This is a genomic window from Lentzea aerocolonigenes (genome assembly GCF_000974445.1).
Lineage (GTDB): Bacteria > Actinomycetota > Actinomycetes > Mycobacteriales > Pseudonocardiaceae > Lentzea > Lentzea aerocolonigenes.
The window spans coordinates 161,192-177,628 of the sequence record NZ_BBOJ01000017.1 but is presented as its reverse complement, the minus strand read 5'-3'; the positions used below and the strand labels follow the sequence as shown (position 1 = coordinate 177,628).

General features: G+C 69.2%; 11 protein-coding genes. 5 read left to right on the top strand and 6 right to left on the bottom strand.

What is annotated here, in order from left to right; translation table 11 throughout:
- Positions 1–49: 49 nt before the first annotated feature.
- The 3 genes from AOM45_RS31150 to AOM45_RS31140 are packed head-to-tail and all read left to right on the top strand — an operon-like array spanning position 50 to position 1,765.
- The gene (locus AOM45_RS31150; RefSeq protein ID WP_162185629.1) at positions 50–631 is read left to right on the top strand and encodes a DUF4232 domain-containing protein; all 582 of its coding nucleotides are present in this window, start codon (positions 50–52) and stop codon (positions 629–631) included.
- Entirely contained in the window at positions 619–1,104 is a 486-nt protein-coding gene (locus AOM45_RS31145) for a GNAT family N-acetyltransferase (protein ID WP_030466639.1), read from the top strand. The genes AOM45_RS31150 and AOM45_RS31145 overlap by 13 nt, the downstream gene beginning before the upstream one ends.
- Before the next feature lie 52 nt (positions 1,105–1,156).
- Positions 1,157–1,765, top strand: coding sequence for a LysE family translocator (locus tag AOM45_RS31140; protein ID WP_030466638.1), 609 nt, complete (start codon positions 1,157–1,159; stop codon positions 1,763–1,765).
- A 308-nt stretch (positions 1,766–2,073) separates the two neighbouring features.
- Here AOM45_RS31140 and AOM45_RS31135 read toward each other — a convergent pair whose 3' ends face one another.
- The 4 genes from AOM45_RS31135 to AOM45_RS31120 form a co-directional block, all read right to left on the bottom strand.
- The gene (locus AOM45_RS31135; RefSeq protein WP_030466637.1) at positions 2,074–4,191 is read right to left on the bottom strand and encodes an ATP-binding protein; all 2,118 of its coding nucleotides are present in this window, start codon (positions 4,189–4,191) and stop codon (positions 2,074–2,076) included.
- Between the two features lie 64 nt (positions 4,192–4,255).
- Positions 4,256–6,709, bottom strand: a complete 2,454-nt coding sequence (locus tag AOM45_RS31130) for a rhomboid family intramembrane serine protease (RefSeq protein ID WP_051783015.1) — start codon at positions 6,707–6,709, stop codon at positions 4,256–4,258.
- On the bottom strand, positions 6,706–7,998 hold the full coding sequence (locus AOM45_RS31125; RefSeq protein WP_030466635.1) for an alpha/beta hydrolase: 1,293 nt from the start codon (positions 7,996–7,998) through the stop codon (positions 6,706–6,708). Before AOM45_RS31125 ends, AOM45_RS31130 begins: the two co-directional genes overlap by 4 nt.
- 92 nt (positions 7,999–8,090) lie before the next feature.
- Positions 8,091–9,029: a maleylacetate reductase gene (locus AOM45_RS31120; protein ID WP_051783014.1), complete on the bottom strand. Its 939-nt coding sequence runs from the start codon at positions 9,027–9,029 to the stop codon at positions 8,091–8,093.
- A 102-nt stretch (positions 9,030–9,131) separates the two neighbouring features.
- On the opposite strand from AOM45_RS31120, the gene AOM45_RS31115 reads away from it, so the two are divergent.
- Positions 9,132–10,982, top strand: coding sequence for a Xaa-Pro dipeptidyl-peptidase (locus AOM45_RS31115; RefSeq protein ID WP_030466633.1), 1,851 nt, complete (start codon positions 9,132–9,134; stop codon positions 10,980–10,982).
- 39 nt (positions 10,983–11,021) lie between these two features.
- Positions 11,022–13,019, top strand: a complete 1,998-nt coding sequence (gene recQ, locus AOM45_RS31110) for a DNA helicase RecQ (RefSeq protein ID WP_030466632.1) — start codon at positions 11,022–11,024, stop codon at positions 13,017–13,019.
- Positions 13,020–13,617: 598 nt separating this feature from the next.
- On the opposite strand, the gene AOM45_RS51930 is transcribed toward recQ, so the two are convergent.
- Complete coding sequence (locus AOM45_RS51930; protein ID WP_169792647.1) at positions 13,618–14,277, bottom strand: RlpA-like double-psi beta-barrel domain-containing protein; 660 nt, start codon at positions 14,275–14,277, stop codon at positions 13,618–13,620.
- An 88-nt stretch (positions 14,278–14,365) separates the two neighbouring features.
- The gene (locus AOM45_RS31100; protein ID WP_156093705.1) at positions 14,366–16,381 is read right to left on the bottom strand and encodes an NACHT domain-containing protein; all 2,016 of its coding nucleotides are present in this window, start codon (positions 16,379–16,381) and stop codon (positions 14,366–14,368) included.
- Positions 16,382–16,437: the final 56 nt, after the last annotated feature.

The following is a 16,437-nucleotide window of genomic DNA, read 5'->3' as shown; positions in this document are numbered from 1 at the left end:
ATCGGGCGTGGATCGAGTTCTGCACGGGCCAGATGGCATGATCGAGGACATGAGAACTGGGGGCAGGATTCTCGTGTTGCTGGCTGCGCTCGTCGGCCTGGTCGCGTGCGGCACACGTCCGGAGGCCCTGCCGGTCCCGGATCCGGTCCGCGCGCGACCGCTCTCGCTGACCACGCCGACCTCGGACGAACCGTCGTGCGACACCGGTGTGCGGTTCAGCGCGGGGTACACCGACGTGGCGGCGGGCCTGCGCGTGATGTCCGTCGAGGTCGTCAACTGCGGCACGCGGCCGGTCGAGCTCAACGGATACCCGCAGGTCAAGTTGCTCGACGAGAAGTGGCAGCAGCTGGACACCGAGATCGTTCACGGTTCGGGCGGGATCGCGTCGGTCGAGGGCTTCGACGACCCGCCGCAGCCGGTCACGGTCCAGCCGGGGGAGCGCGCGCAGAGTGCGTTCATGTGGCGGAACACGCACACTTCGATGGACCCGCCGCAGGTCGGCAGCCACGTCGACATCGCGGCCGGGCCGGGTGGCACGTGGCAGTCGTTGCTCCCGGCGTCGCAGGAGCGGGGCATCCTCATCGACCTGGGCAGCACCGGGCGTCTGGGCGTGCGGGCGTGGCACCGGTAGCCGTGCGGCGAGCGACGCCGGAGGACGCCCGGGCCGTCGCCAGGATCTGGTACCCCGGCTGGTGTGACGCGCACCTCGGCAACGTGCCGCAGCAGCTCGTCGACGCACGGCCGGAGACGACGTTCGAGCCACGCGCGTTGGAGCACGTCCAGCACACCACCGTTGCGACGGTGGACGGCGAGGTCGCCGGGTTCGTGATGGTCGTCGGCGACGAGGTCGAGCAGGTCTACGTCTCCGCCGACCACCGCGGTTCCGGTGTCGCGCGGGCGTTGCTGGCCGCCGCCGAGCAGGAGGTGGCGGCGAACGGGCACGCCAGCGCCTGGCTCGCGGTCGTCGCGGGCAACGTGCGGGCACGCCGCTTCTACGAGCGGCAGGGGTGGACCGACGAAGGTCTGTTCGGCCACCAGGCACCCCACCCGGACGGCCCGATCCCGGTCCCCGCGCACCGCTACACCAAGGCCGTGCGCCCGTGACCGGCGTGTTAATTCTTCCGGTGGTGGGACGTTCTCGTGTTCTCATGACGGCATGTCGACCACCGCACTCCTGAGCTTCACGTTCGTCGCGCTGCTGACCGTGGTGACGCCGGGCCTGGAGACCCTGCTGGTGCTGCGAACGGCGCTGCTGGTCGGCCGCCGTGCCGCGATGGGCGTGGTGGTGGGCAGCACGCTGGGATGCCTGGTGTGGGCGACCGCGGGCCTGGTCGGCCTGACGGCTCTGTTGCAGGCGTCCGAACTGGCTTACGACATCGTGCGCTGGCTGGGCGCGGGCTACCTGATCTACCTGGGCGTCAAGGCGTTGTGGAAGTCGCGGCGTCCGGTCGAACTGGACGAACCCGCACCCGTGCCTTCGGTGCGCGCGGCCGTCCGCGTCGGACTGTTGACGAACCTGCTGAACCCGAAGCCCGGCGTCTTCTACATCTCGTTGCTGCCGCAGTTCCTGCCCGTGGGACAGCCCGCGTGGGGCGGCGTGCTCGTGGCGATCCACCTCGGTATCGGCCTGGTGTGGTTCCCGATCCTGATCACGGCGGCAGGTCGCGCCCGTGCTTTCCTGCTGCGCCAACGGGTTCTGTTCGACCGCCTGTCCGCGTCGGCGCTGATCGCGTTCGGGCTGAAAACGGCTGCGGACGCGCGCTGATCCCGCAACCTGTCAGACCTCCTCGCTAGTATTGATTTTGGGGGAACCCGGCGGGCGCCGTGTGTGTGGTGCATCGTTGTGCGTGGGCCTGAATCGTGCTCAACCCGAGGTCGGCGTCTTCTACCTGTGTCGTTGCTGCTGCAGTTCATGCCTGCCGGTCAGCCCGGCTGAGGTGCGGCCCGCGTCGCCATCCGGCCTGGTGCGGCTGCCGATCCTGGTCGCGCCCGCACTTTCCCTTTGCGGCAACAGGTTCTGCTGGACAGCCTCACCGCGTCCGTGGTCGTGGCATTGGGTCTGAAACCGGCGTGCTAGGCCTCGCCGGTCGCCGAACGGTGCCACGCCGCGAGCGCCATCCGGTTCGGCAGTCCCAGCTTCACGCGGATGTTGACCACGTGCCGGTCCGCCGTCCGCGGCGAGATGAACAGCCGGGCACCGATCTGCCTCGACGTGAGCCCCTCGGCGACCAGTCCCGCGATGGTGAACTCCTGCCTGCTCAACCCTCCTGGCAATGCGGGCTTGGCCGGGCGGCGTTCCGAGTCGGGCACCGGTTCGAGGGCGAACTCCATGGCCTGTTCCTGCCGCAGGTCCGCGCCCAGCGTCGTGATGACCGGGTAGTCGTCGCCGAGCGCGCGGCGGACGGTGCGGTCGGTGCGTTCCAGCAACTTGTGGAACGGGCGCATGGTGCTCAGCGAGATCCGCGTGACCCGTTCCTGCGACCGCAACGCACCGAGCAGCCGTGCCGCGCGGTCGAACGCGCCGAGTTCGGCGCACGCGCAGGCGAGCAACCACAGGCTGAACGCCGGGCCCCAGGTGTCGCCGAGCGCCAGCTGGATCCGCAACGCCTCCACCGCGAGTGGATGCACCTGTGCCGGATCGCCGTGCAGCAGTTCGTAAAGACCCTCGTGCCACAACGCCCAGGCGCGCGACCAGTGCACGTCGTCGTGCTCGGCCAGTCTGGTCGTGGCCTTGTCCGCGGCCTCGACGTCCAGCAGGAAACACGTCGCCATCGCGTGCATCAGCTCGGCGAAGTACGTGTCACCCGGCGACGCGTACTGGCGGCAGAGCTCGACGACGTGGGCGTACAACGGCACGCAGTCCGGTGATCCCTCGACGAAGAAGAGATGCGTGGCTTCGGCGAAGACCAGGTTCAGGTCCGTGATCGGTGACCGGGGCAGCGCGCTTGCCTCGGTGATCAGGACGGTCGCGGCTGCCATGTCGCCGCGCGCCTGGGCCACGAACGCGCAGTGCGCCAGCAGCGACGTCCGCAACGGTGCCTCGGTGATCACCTCACGGGCCATCGCCAGCAGGTCCCAGGCCTGGCCGAGCAGGCCCGCGACGGACGTGAACCGCGTGCGTTGCACGTTCATCGCCATCGTCGCGCCGGTCTCGGCCAGTTCGGCGGTCTTCAACGCACACGTGATGGCGGCACGGATGTTCGGCCACTCCTCGCGCACCCGGCCCAGCCACACCACCTCGTCCGGCGAGAACCACGAGCGGGCCGCTTCGTCGACGAACGTGCTGTAGTACAGCGCGTGTCGTCGTAGCGGCTCGTTGGCGTCCACGAGCAGACGAGCACCGAACTCCGAGACGCTGCCCAACATCCGGTAACGAGTGTGTCCGGTGACGGGGCTCGTTGTCGCCACCACGATCGACGCGCGCACGAGTGCCGACAACGGCTCCAGCACGTCCGTTCCCGCCACCGCTTCTGCCGCGGCGAGGTCGAAGTCCGCGGGAAGCACCGACAGCGTCGCCCACAGCTGTCGTTCCTCGGCCGTGCAGCGTGCAGCGGTCCAGTCGAGCACCTGCTCGAGCGTCACGTCGTCGGCGAGCGCCTCATCCGGCCGCGCGGCCACGAGGTCGATCGCCAGAGGTGATCCGCTCACCCGCGGCGGGACGCCCTGGCCCGCCCGTTCCAGGAACAGCTCCGAGGAGTCCTCGTCGCTCATCGGCGGCACCCGCAGCAGGTGCTCGCCGTAGACACCCAGAGGCTCGCGCGACGTCGTGAGGATCCTCAGCCCTTCGCAGTCCCGCAACAAGTGGTGCACGAGATGCCGAACCGCGTCCAGCAGGTGCTCGCAGTGGTCCAGAACGAGCAGCAAGTTCTTGTCGTACAACGACTCCACGAGCCGGCCGAGCCCGGAGTCCTGCGAGTTGTCGATGATGCGCAGCTCGGCCGCGACAGTCCTGGCGAGCAGCGCGGGATCCTTCAGGTCCGCGAGCCGCACCTCCCGGACACCGTGCTGGAACGCCGAAGTCCGCGCCATCGCACGGCCGGTCTCCTCGGCGATGCGCGTCTTCCCGATGCCCCCGGCGCCCACCAGCGTGACCAGCCGGGCTCGGCCGAGGAGCCCCTCGGTGTCGGCGAGCACGGCACGGCGGCCGATGAACGTCGTGGTCTGGGCAGGCAGATCGCCCCGCACGGTCATCGGCGCATCTTCGCTCAGCGGCGCTCCGGTGTGAGGACGAGCATCACCTCTCCACCCTTTCGGTCTAGTGAGTTCGACCGGCTGTGGCCACGCGTCCACGGGTGCGGATGATCATCTTGGTCGCGAGGCGAAGTCCCTGGCGCGCGTTGAGGTGCGGGAGGTACGCGCGGCTCACGGCGTTCGCGATGCGTGGCAGTGCCGCCGAGTCCGGGTACGCCATGAACATCGGCCGGTACTTCGGCTGGAACTTCGCCTTGAACGCGAACAGCGAGCGGAACCCGTACACCGGCTCCAGCACCTGTCCGGTCAGATCCAGGACGCGCTGCAACGCCCGCGGACGTTCGCCGCGGTCCAACCGTGCCAGTGGCGCCCCCGACAGGCTCAGGAACCGCGCGCCCTCGGCCTGGAGCTGTTGCGCCGCGGAGGCGATCAGGAACTCCATCGAGCCGCGGAAACCGTGCGTGCGGCGGCGCATGAAGTCGAGCGTCCACCCGATGACCTCACCGTCGGCGTACACGGGCAGCCAGCTCGTGATGCCGTGCACCGTGCGGTCGCCGTCCACCGCGATCAGGCAGCGCACACCGTCGCCGGTGAGCTCTTCCAGGCCTCCCAGCGTGAAGCCCATCTCGGGCAGGCCCTTGTCCGCCACCCACTCCGCCGAGATCGACCGGATCTGGTCGGTGATCGCGAACGGCGCGTCGGCGTACGTGCACCACTCGGCGGTGATGCCGGCCTTCGCGGCCTTGTTCAGCGCCGTGCGGACGTCCTGCCACTTCTTGCCCGTGAAGCTCAACGTGTCCAGCTCGATCACGGTGTCCTCGGCGACCTGCACCGCGGACCACCCGAGACCTTCCACCGCCTCCCTCGTCTCGGCCCCCACGCTGTAGAGGCACGGCGTCCACCCGTTGCGCGCGCAGAACTCCGCGAACCCGCGCACGGCCTCGACGCGCGCCGGACCGATCGGATCGCCGACGGTCAGCGCGATCGTCGCCACCACCCGGTACGCGATCGCGGTCTCACCGTCGGGCGTGAACCAGTACTGGTTGCCGCGCCACGTCGTCATGTACGACAACGACGAACCGCCGTAGCGCTGCATCAGTTCGCGCGCGTGCTCCGCCTCCTTCTCGCACGAGGACGGCCACGCACGCCACGACGCCATCAGCAGACCGGCCAGCACGATCAGCCAGAACACCACGCCCGTGTACTCGAACAGCAACGCGCCGAGGAAGCCCTCCGCCGAGAACTGCAGCGGCACCAGGCCGAGCAGGTAGCCCGGCGGCAGGAACCGCGTCGGCAGGTCCGCGAGCAGCGCGGCGAAACCCGGCTCCGGCGTGAACTGGTCGCGGACCAGGTACCCGCCGAAGACGTACAGCGCCGACAGCAACGCGACGCTGCCGACCGTGAACCGCCAGAACTTCCTGACGGCGTGCCGAGGCAGACGCACGGCGAAGTGGTCGCGCGTCAGCAACAGCACGATCGTGATCGCGAGCGGCACCAGCATCGGAATGCTGAACGAGAACACGACCTCCAACGCGCCGATGTCCGGGATCTGCGCGGCGTCCACGACGTACCACCCGATGAACGAGCCGTACGCCACGTTGCACACCAGCGCCGACCACCACGCGAACCGGCGGCCGCGGCGCAGCCCTTCCGCCAGCACGAGCAGCAGCAACGCGGGCAGCAGCGACATCACGAGCGCGGGGAACCGGCCGTACGACAGCTGGATCATCATCGTCCGGCACAGCTCGACCGCGTCCGAGCCGCAGACCGCGTCGACGTCGTCCTGCACCGGCTGCGCGACCGCCACGACGTCCGCGAACCACCACAGCGGCCCGTTCGGCGACGGCGACATCATCGCCACCACCGGTCCGAGCGCCGACGCCGCGAGCAGCAACGCCACCAGCACACGCGTCTCCTGGAACGAGCGCGCCTTGTGCGCCGCGCCGCTCCTCAGGAACAACGCCCCGATCACGAGCCCGGCCACGCCACCGGACAGTCGGAGCAGATCTTCGAGCCAACCCGAGTACAGGGTAAGGACCAGCACCGACAAGATCATCATCAGGCGTACGCGACGCCTCCACGGCGACGGCATCCGGAACGTCAGCGCGAGCGCCAGGCCCACCCCGCCGATCGACGGCCCCGCGGCCACCTCGCCCACGAGCGACTCGAGCCACGACCAGTGCACGTCCCGCCCGATCAGCACCACCCCGAGGCCGAGGAACGAGCCGATCACGTGCGAGGACAGGAAGATCGCCGCGGTCCGCAGCGCGCCGAACGAGCGCTCGGCCAGCACCCCGAACACCAGCAGCACGACGGTCGTCGCCACGTAGCCCAGCAGGTCCATCGACCACAGCGCCGAGGTGAACACGGTCCACAACGGACTCTCGGTGCCGAACCCGACGCGTGCGAGCAGCTCGTCGTTCGTTTTGCCGATCGCGCCGGTCAGCGCCCCGACCGTCCAGAAGACGATCAGGAACGCGCACGTCAGGGGAGCGGTGCGGAACAGCCGCGTGATCATCTGACCAGTCCTGTTCGCTGCGCGAGCCACGGCAGGGAGCCGTACAGGCCCGGCCGCCACACGTTCCAGTCGTGTCCTCCCGGCAGTTCCTTCCACAGCACGTCCATTCCGGCCTTGCGACAGGCCTCGAACACCTCGGCTCCCGCCGGGCGGTAGACACCGTCGTCCTTGCCGGCCACGATCACGCCCGCGAGCTGCGGGAACCGTTGCTTGGCGAGGATGTCGAGAGGGTTGACGCGGCGGAATGCCGCCTCGTCGCCGCCGAACGCGGCCTTGACCGTCTCGGCGCGCGTCCCGAGCGTGGGCTCGCGCTGGCCGGACAGGTCGATGAAGTTTCCGTACACGTCAGGCGCGCGCACTGCGAGCTGAAGAGAGCACGTGCCGCCCTGTGAGAGTCCTGCGACCGTCCACGCCTCACGGCGTTCGTCGACGGTGAGCCGTTCCTTGATCCACTTGGGTACGTCGCGGGTCAGGTACGTCTCCGACTGGCCCAGCTTCGAGTCGAGGCACAGCGGGTTCGCGGTGAGCGAGCCGAGCGAGTCCGGCATCACGACGATCGGCGCGAGACCGTTGTGGGCGCGCGCGAACTCGTCCATGTTGTCGGAGATCCGGCCGGCGTCGTACCAGTCGCGAGGTGACCCCGGCTGACCTGCCAGCAGGACCAGCACCGGCAGCCGCGGGCGTGGTTTCACGGCGTAGGCGGGCGGCAGGTAGACCCAGGCTGGACGGCCCTTGAGCGCGCCCGGGATCTCGGTCTCGGACAGCGTGCCCTTCTCCGGCAGGTCCGCCGGACTCCAGACCTCGGCCAGCTTCTTGCCGGGAGGCACCACGAGCTCCTCTGCGACCGGGACGCTGTCCGGCAGGTCGACGCTCGGGTTGTTGAACACCTCGAGCGCGGCCCGTGACGTCGGGTACAGCCCGTAGTACGCGTTCGTGGCCGTCAGCGCGCCGGAGATGACGGCGACGGCCGCGACCACGGTCAGCACACGCCCGTACCAGCGCGACGGGCGCAGCCGTGCCACGCCCAGGCTGACGGCCACCAGTGCCGCGCCCAGCCACACCATAAGGATGATCGGCATCGGCTCGGGCCACGGTTTCCACAGGTGGTTGATGACCAGCGTCAGCCCGGTGACAGCGAGCGCGCACGCCAGCACGACGATCGGCAGCACACGGACCCACCAGGTCCGGTTCTTCCTGATCGCGAGATAGGTCAGTGCGAGAGCGGCCGCGACGGTGGCGGCCTTCGGGATCGGTCCGTTTATCAGCGACAGATCCAACGGGCTGAGCATGCCTCTGATTCTTCAGGAACCCTTCAGCATCGTGCATCGGAGGTTCGTCTTAGTTCAGAGGCGTGAACATCAGCCTAAAGGTTGACAACCGCTCAGCCGGATGGCGCGTCGCGCCACGCGTTCGTCAGCACCCGCAGCGCGTCGGGGTGCTCGGCGATCTCCGCAGCACGGGACAAATCGGACTCGGCCATCCCCAGCTCGCGCAGTGATGTTGCCACACCGAAGCGCACGGCCGTGTCGTGAATGCGTTCAGCGAGGTCGGACGGTGCTGTGTGGGAGAGCAACGCCGTGTGTGTGGCGGCGTGCGGCAATCCGAACGTACCGCCCAAAACGTGTGCGAGCTTGTGGTGCAGTCCCATGGGGACGGAGGCGAGGCAGGTGCCCGCGAGCCAAGCCGAGCACAACAACTCCGTCCGCGCATCCACAGTGGACGGGTTTCCGCTCAAAGCGTGCAAAACGCCCTCGATGGCCTTCGTCGCGATGGCGTCGATCAACGGGTTCTCGTTGCCTCTCGCGGTGACGGCGTGCGCCAGAGCGTTGAACGCGCTGGTCACCGTGACGTCGAGCGGCAGGTCCAGCGTCAGGTCGACGTCGTAGATCACCGTGTCCGGCTGGATCGCGGCGTCGCGCCGGGTCTTCTTCAGTCCCCCGGAGGTCTCGCCGAGCACCGGCGTGACCTCGGGCCCGGCGTAGGTCGTGGGAATGATGATCTGCGGCACGCCAGCGCGCACCGAGAGCGCCTTCGACAGCCCCGTGCTCGATCCGCCGCCGACCGACACCACGCAGTCCGCACCGTGTTCGTGCAACGACGAGAGCGCGCGCTCTGTGACCTCGACCGGCGTGTGCATCGCGGCGCCCGTGAACCGCGTCGCGAGCAGGGAACCGAGCTCGGCCGCTACCTTGTCGCCGCCGTGCCGGGCGATCAGCAGGACCCTCGTCGCGCCGAGCCGTCCGGCCTCCTCGCGCACGGAGGCGGCGGTGCCGCGGCCGAAGACGACGCGTGTGCGCGCGGGTTCGAAGGTGAAGCTCACGAAGGTCGACTATTCGCCGCGATGTGTCGCCGCCGCAACCTGGCTAGGATCAATCCTTTTGGCTCTGACGGGTGACTTCGTCACTCCTTAGCGTGAAACTTCATGAAGCGTGTTCGTGTTGTAGTGGCGTTAGCAGGGGCCCTGACCTTGACGCCAATCCCTGCCACAGCGGCGACACCGGCGTTCACCCTGTCCGGCGGCGTGTCCGCCCCGATCCACTCGATGGCCGACGCGGTCCGCGAGACCGTCTACGTCGACTCCGGCCTCGACCTCGACGGCGACGGCACCCGCGACCGGGTGGCCGCCGACATCATCAGGCCGTCCACGACCGGGCGCGTGCCCGTGATCATGGAGGCCAGTCCCTACTACCAGAGCACGGGGCGCGGCAACGAGAGCGAGGTCAAGACCTACGACTCCGCCGGTGTGCCGGTGAAGTTCCCGCTCTTCTACGACAACTACTTCGTGCCGCGCGGCTACGCCGTCGTGCTCGTCGACTTCCTCGGGACGAACCGGTCGCGCGGCTGCGTCGACGTCGGCGGCCAGTCGGAGATCGCGTCCGGCACCGCCGTGATCGACTGGCTCAACGGCCGGCGCACCGGTTACACGACCCTGACCGGGAGTGCGACCAAGTCGGCGTCGTGGTCGACCGGAGCCGTCGGCATGATCGGCAAGTCGTGGGACGGCTCGATCGCGAACGGCGTGGCCTCCACCGGCATCGACGGCCTCAAGACGATCGTGCCGATCGCGGGCATCAGCCGTTGGTACGACTGGTTCCGCTCGGACGGCGTCGCCTACCCCAGCTACAGCTCGCCGACCGGCCTGGGTTCGCAGTTCGAGAACTCCAACGCGCGCTCGCGATGTGGTGCGGTGCGCACGCAGATGACGAACGGTTCCCCTGCCAATGGTGACTACACGGCGATGTGGCAGGCACGTGACTTCGTGCGCAACGCCTCGCGCGTGAAGGCGTCGATCTTCGCGATCCACGGCCAGAACGACCTCAACGTGAAGACGTTGCAGTTCGGCCAGTTCTGGGACGCCGTGCCCGCGACGGTGCCGAAGAAGCTGTGGTTCTCGCAGACCGCGCACGTCGACCCGTTCGACTTCCGGCGTGCCGAGTGGGTCTCCACGCTGCACCGCTGGTTCGACCGCTGGCTGCTGGACGTGCCGAACGGCATCGAGAACGAGGCGCAGGTGTCCTCGGAGCGCGAGCCGGATCAGTGGGCGGACGACGCGACGTGGCCACCGGCGGGCACCGTCAGCACCGTGTTGCGTCCTTCTTCTTCGGGACTGGGTACGGCACCCGGCACGGGCACGGCCGCATTCACCGACAACGGCAGTGCGACGCCATCCACCTGGCTGTCCGGCTCGAACACCGGCCGGGTGATCTACTCGACGGCACCGCTGACGTCGGAACTGCGCGTCGCGGGCACGTCGTCGATCACGGTCGGAGTGTCGTCGTCCACGCCGACCGCGCACCTCACGGCGTACCTCGTCGACTACGGCCCTGCTCGCGTGCGGACCGGTGAGGGCATCCGGACGCTGACCACGGAGTCGTGCTGGGGTGAGAGCCGCACAGGCGATGACGCCTGTTACCGCAACACCGAAGCGACGGCGGGCAACGTCGACGCGCAGGTCATCGCGCGCGGCTGGGCGGACCTCGCGAACTACGAGTCGGTCTCGGTCACGCGCACGATCACGCCAGGAACCAAGTACCGCATGACGTTCCGACTGTCCACAACGGACCACGTGATCCCGGCGGGGCACCGGCTGGGCCTGCTGATCGGCGGCACTGACTCGAGCGCGATCGTGCGGCCGAGCCAGCTGCCGAGGCTGACCGTCGACCTGGCGGACACGTCGGTGCGGATCCCGTTGCGCGGCTCGGTGCCGTCCGCGTCGGCCGCTCCGCTGGTCGCCAACAGCGTTTCCGCTGGTACGAAGGGCGAGTTGGGCTAGCGGTCCAGACTGTCGGTGCTGCTCGCTAGCATCGGCGCCATGGGTTCAACCGACGGTGCCGTTCTCGGAGACGCGCTGCAAGTCCTGCAGCGCGTCTTCGGGTATCCCGAGTTCCGCGGCGACCAGGCCGCCATCGTGGAGCACGTGGTCGCGGGTGGCGACGCGCTCGTGCTGATGCCGACCGGTGGTGGCAAGTCCCTGTGCTACCAGGTCCCCGCCCTGGTCCGGTCCGGCACCGGTGTGGTGGTCTCACCGCTCATCGCGCTGATGCAGGACCAGGTGGACGCGTTGCGCGCTCTCGGTGTGCGCGCGGGCTTCCTGAACTCGTCGCTGTCCTGGGACGAACGCCGGATGGTCGAGGCGGAGTTCGTCAACGGCGAGCTCGACCTGCTCTACCTGGCGCCGGAGCGCCTGACGTCCGAGGCGACCCTGCGCCTGCTGGACCAGGGTGAGATCGCCCTGTTCGCGATCGACGAGGCGCACTGCGTCTCCCAGTGGGGCCACGACTTCCGGCCCGACTACCTCTCGCTGACGCAGCTGCACGAGCGCTGGCCGAAGGTTCCGCGCATCGCCTTGACGGCCACCGCGACGGAGGCGACGCGCCAGGAGATCCTGACGCGGCTCGACCTCTCCGACGGCCGCCAGTTCGTCTCGAGCTTCGACCGCCCGAACATCCAGTACCGCATCGTTCCCAAGAAGGAACCCAAGAAGCAGCTCCTCGACCTGCTGCGCGGCGAGCACCAGGGCGACGCCGGCATCGTGTACTGCCTGTCCCGCGCGTCCGTGGAGAAGACCGCCGAGTTCCTGGTGGCCAACGGCATCGAGGCGCTGCCGTACCACGCGGGGCTGGACGCGTCGGTGCGCCAGCGCAACCAGGCCCGGTTCCTGCGCGAGGACGGCCTGGTCATGGTCGCCACGATCGCGTTCGGCATGGGCATCGACAAGCCGGACGTCCGCTTCGTCGCCCACCTCGACCTGCCGAAGTCCGTCGAGGGCTACTACCAGGAGACGGGCCGGGCGGGCCGCGACGGCCTCCCGTCCACCGCCTGGCTCGCGTACGGCCTGTCCGACGTGGTGCAGCAGCGCAAGATGATCGAGTCGTCGGAAGGCGACCTGGCCTTCCGACGCCGCTCGCAGGCGCACCTCGACGCGATGCTCGCCCTCTGCGAGACGATCTCGTGCCGCCGCACCATGCTGCTCGACTACTTCGGCCAGACCGGCGTGCCCTGCAACAACTGCGACACCTGCCTGACGCCGCCCGAGTCGTGGGACGGCACGGTCGCCGCCCAGAAGATCCTGTCCACGGTCTGGCGCCTGCGCAAGGAACGCAACCAGAAGTTCGGCGCGGGCCAGGCGATCGACATCCTGCTCGGCCGCAAGACCGCCAAGGTCATCCAGTTCGACCACGACCAGCTCAGCACGTTCGGCATCGGCGAAGACCTGAACGAGAGCGAGTGGCGCGGCGTGGTCCGCCAACTCCTGGCCCAGGGCTTCCTGGCCGTGGAGGGCGAGTACTCGACCCTGGTCCTCACCGAGAGCAGCGCGGACGTCCTGGCCCGCAAGCGCGAAGTGAAGCTGCGCAAGGACCCGACCCCCACCCGCTCGACCACGCGCACGGCCACCGCCTCCGCCGCCAAGCCGAAGGTGGACCTCCCGGCCGAAGCCGCCCCGCTGTTCGAGGTCCTGCGCGAATGGCGAGCCCAGCAGGCCCGCGAGCAGAGCGTCCCGGCCTACGTGATCTTCCACGACGCCACCCTGAAAGCCATCGCCGCCTCCCGCCCCACCTCGCTGACCGAACTGGGCGCCGTGAGCGGCGTGGGCCAGGCCAAACTGACCAAGTACGGCGACCAGATCCTGGAAGTGGTGTCCGGCAGCGCCCCCACCTCAGCCCCATCAGCCGGCGCCGTACCGCCACCGACCGCACCCAAGCCCAAGCCGAAGACCACGACCACGGGCGGCGCGGCGTGGGGGTCGAGCAGCGACGCGGCAGACGAGTGGCCGGAACCGGAGGAGCCGGACGAGCCGCTGGACTGGTGACGCCGACGGATCGCCGGCCGCAGCCACGGGAGCACCCCGACCTGGCCTCGTCCGACCCGGCCTCGTTCGGCGCGGGTGGCGCCCTATCCGCGCAGGTCAGGCACGAGCACGGTGGCAACCGGCGGAGCCGACGGACTGGTGACGGCGTCGAATCGCCAGACGTGGCCACAGGAGTGCCCCTGCCAGCCTCGGTCGGTGCGGTGTGAGCCGCTCGGCGAGATGGAAACCGGGGGAGCCGGACGAGCCGCCGGACTGGTGACGGCGGCGGACCTCTGCCCGCCGGGTACGGTGCCAGGGGACTGTCCAACTCCGGCTCGACCGGCTTGGAACGGGGGTCGAGCGGCGACGCGCGAGACGACTGACCGGAACTGAACGAGCCAGTCGGGCCGCCGGACTGGTCACAGCCGCCAATCCCGGTTCTGCATCGCGCCGGAACTCGGACCCCTCCACCCATCCCAGCCGCTCACCAACGCCACGGGCACACGTCGTGCTGCCGAGCCTCGACCAAACCCGCACCCGGCCACCTCAGAACCCCGGAATCCGGCGAGCGCCGCCCACTCGGACTCACGAACCAGGCCGCCGCCCGGACGACGTCGCCTCAGGTCACCTTCTCGATCTGCGCTCGCTTGATCACGTTCTTCCCCGACTCACCGACCAGCTCGAACGCCGCGCTGTTCAGCACCACGCAGCCCGACCCGACCCCGATGATCCGCACGGTGGTCTGCCGTCCGTTGTCGAGGTTGGTCACCCGCACGGAGGTCCCGACCGGAAGCTGCGACGAGAACGCGCCGGCCGCTCCGCCCACCGCCGACAGCCCGACCGTCGCGCCGTCGCACACGACCTGACCGACCACACCTGTGGCCCGGGCTCGGGACGTCGAGGATCGGGCTGGCGAGGGTGCCGGCGCATTTCCCACGATCTCCACGCGGACGCGCCGGAGAACGTTTTCCGCCACTGCCCGTCCCGAATTCGTCGACTGCAGCGAATCGAAAGCGGCGGTGTTCAGCACAGCGCAGCCGGGGGAAACTCCGTTCACCACAGCGGTGATCGCTCGTCCGTTGGCGAGATTCGTGATCCGCAAGTGGGTTCCGGCAGGGAACTGGTCCGAGAACACACCGGCGGGCCCGGTGGAACTGATCGAACTCAGCGGCTGCCCCGAGCACACCTCCTTGCCCGTGACCCCCGTCTGCGTTGCAGGGGAACCGGATCCGGCAAGGGCGAAGGCCGTACCCCCGACGGCAGCGGCGACCGAGACCACCCCGGCGGCCGCGATCCAGCCCTTCGACCAGCGCATGCGCAACACCCGACCTTTCTGTCAGGCCGTACGGCCCGCAGATGTGGACGGTTCAACGACGCGTGGCTCGAACCAGCGCGGTTGGGTCACACGACGCCAGGTGATCGCGCAGGGCCACGTGTGCGAAGCGGTACTCGCCGTCGACTCGGGTGAGCAGCAGCCGGTCCTGGGCGAGGTGCAGCAAAGCCTTGCGGCGGAACGACAACTCGCCCAGCGACAGCGGACGGGTGACGCCCTCGGCGGCGACCTCGGCGAGTGCGTCGAACGGCCAGACGTAGTCGCGGGCTGCGGTCGGCGTCACCAGAAGGCCCAGCGCCACGCCCAGGGCGGTGCCCCAGGATCCGGTCGCGCCGAGCCCGCTCAGAGCACCGACCAATCCGAGAACCGGTACGGCGGGTTGGATCCACCACGCGCGTCCGATCCGCATGCGCTGTTGTTGCGCCGTTCGCACCGTGCGCCACACACGTCCCACGGCGGCGGCGAACACACCGCCCGCCACGCCTGCCGAGAAACCCATTCCCATGCCGGCCACCACGACGTACGGGCCGGTCCAAATCATTGAGACGCCTGGCACGGCGGCGATCATCACCGCCCACGGCGCGGGCGCATCACCCGGTACGAAGCCCAACGCCAAAAAGAATGACGCCACCACCACGAACACGTACGCGACGAAGTACGGCCACGGCGTTCCAATACCGCCCAACCACAAACCGGCGAGCCCGACCATGAATCCGGCCAGCACACCCGCCAGGAATGCGAGCGCGGCGGTGATGATGCCGTGCGCGCGTCCAGGCGGGTGGAAGACGTGCGGAAGTTTGTTCACGAGAACCAGCAACGACGAAGCCGCCACCACGAACGCCAACGCCGGCCAAAGACCGAGTCGCAGCCCTGTCAGGAACGCCACCGCGCACACTCCACCGGCGTATGCGGCGGGCACCGCGCGCACGAACAGCAACCACAACGGACGCGTGGGCAACAGTGGTAGCCACGCACGGCGGTGAGGCATGTGCACGGGCGCACCGAGGTCCGGCCGGCCCAACCGCGCGAGGAACTTCAACGCGCGGATCGTGGGGCCCGCAGCGCGTTGACCGGAAAGCCGTTCTACGACGAAGGAACCCACGAAGTCGGTGCCGATCGTGTCGACCTGCTTGTCCAGGTGCGTCAGCGCCAGCAGGTTCAGTGCCAGCGGTGAGTCCAGCCGTTCCCAGATCTCCGGGGTCAGGGCTGCTTCCAGGCTGTCGAGACGAGGGCTGACCGACGCGATGTACTCCAGCACCTGACCGCGTGACAACGGCTCGACGAACACCGACGGCAGGTTCTCGATCGAGGCCGTCGAGCAGACGACCGAGGCGAACGGCGCCAGTTCGGACTCGCAGTGGGCGCGGTCGACGCGCGGCACCTCGTCCAGGCCGTCGATGAGCACGACCACCCGCTCGCGTCGCAGCCAGATCGTGCCCGCCGAGCGGCTGATGCCGTAGCGGTGGTTCATCTCGCGCAACAGCCACGCCGTGAACTCAGTGGGCTTGCGCGTGCCGTACGCCCGCCACGTCGCCAAGTCCACGACAACGGGGATGGGCGCCTCCGGGTCGTTGCGCGCGCGCTCGACCAACACGAGGCAAAGCTCTCGCAGCAACGTCGAACGTCCGCTGCCCACAGGGCCGACCAGCACCATGGTGTGGCCGAGCCGGTCGTAGACGGCCTCCAGGTCCGTGGAGGACATCGCCTCACCCTCCGCCCGCACGGACAGCCGCGGCTGCCGCAGGACGCCGAGCTTGATCTGCGTCTGCGCGGCCAGCGACGCGGAGAGCAACGCCTTCACCTGCGACTCGACCCGCCCGAGAGCGGCGGTCCGGTTGCTGGTCTCGTGGCCTCGGACACGTTCCCAGATCGCGAGCCCCGCGGCGACGAGCACCATCACCCCGACCGCGGGCCAGAGCCACCTGCCGAACGTCCCGAAGAACTCCGGCACGGCCCCGCCGGTGCTCACGCTGATGGCGGCTGGGAGCAGTAAAACGACGGTGACCAGGCACAACGCGGCCAGTGCGGTCAGCCGCGCAGCTCTTGTCACCCCGCTCGGATCCACCTTCACCTCCGCGATCCCGGCGAACGACGGTAACCGGGTCG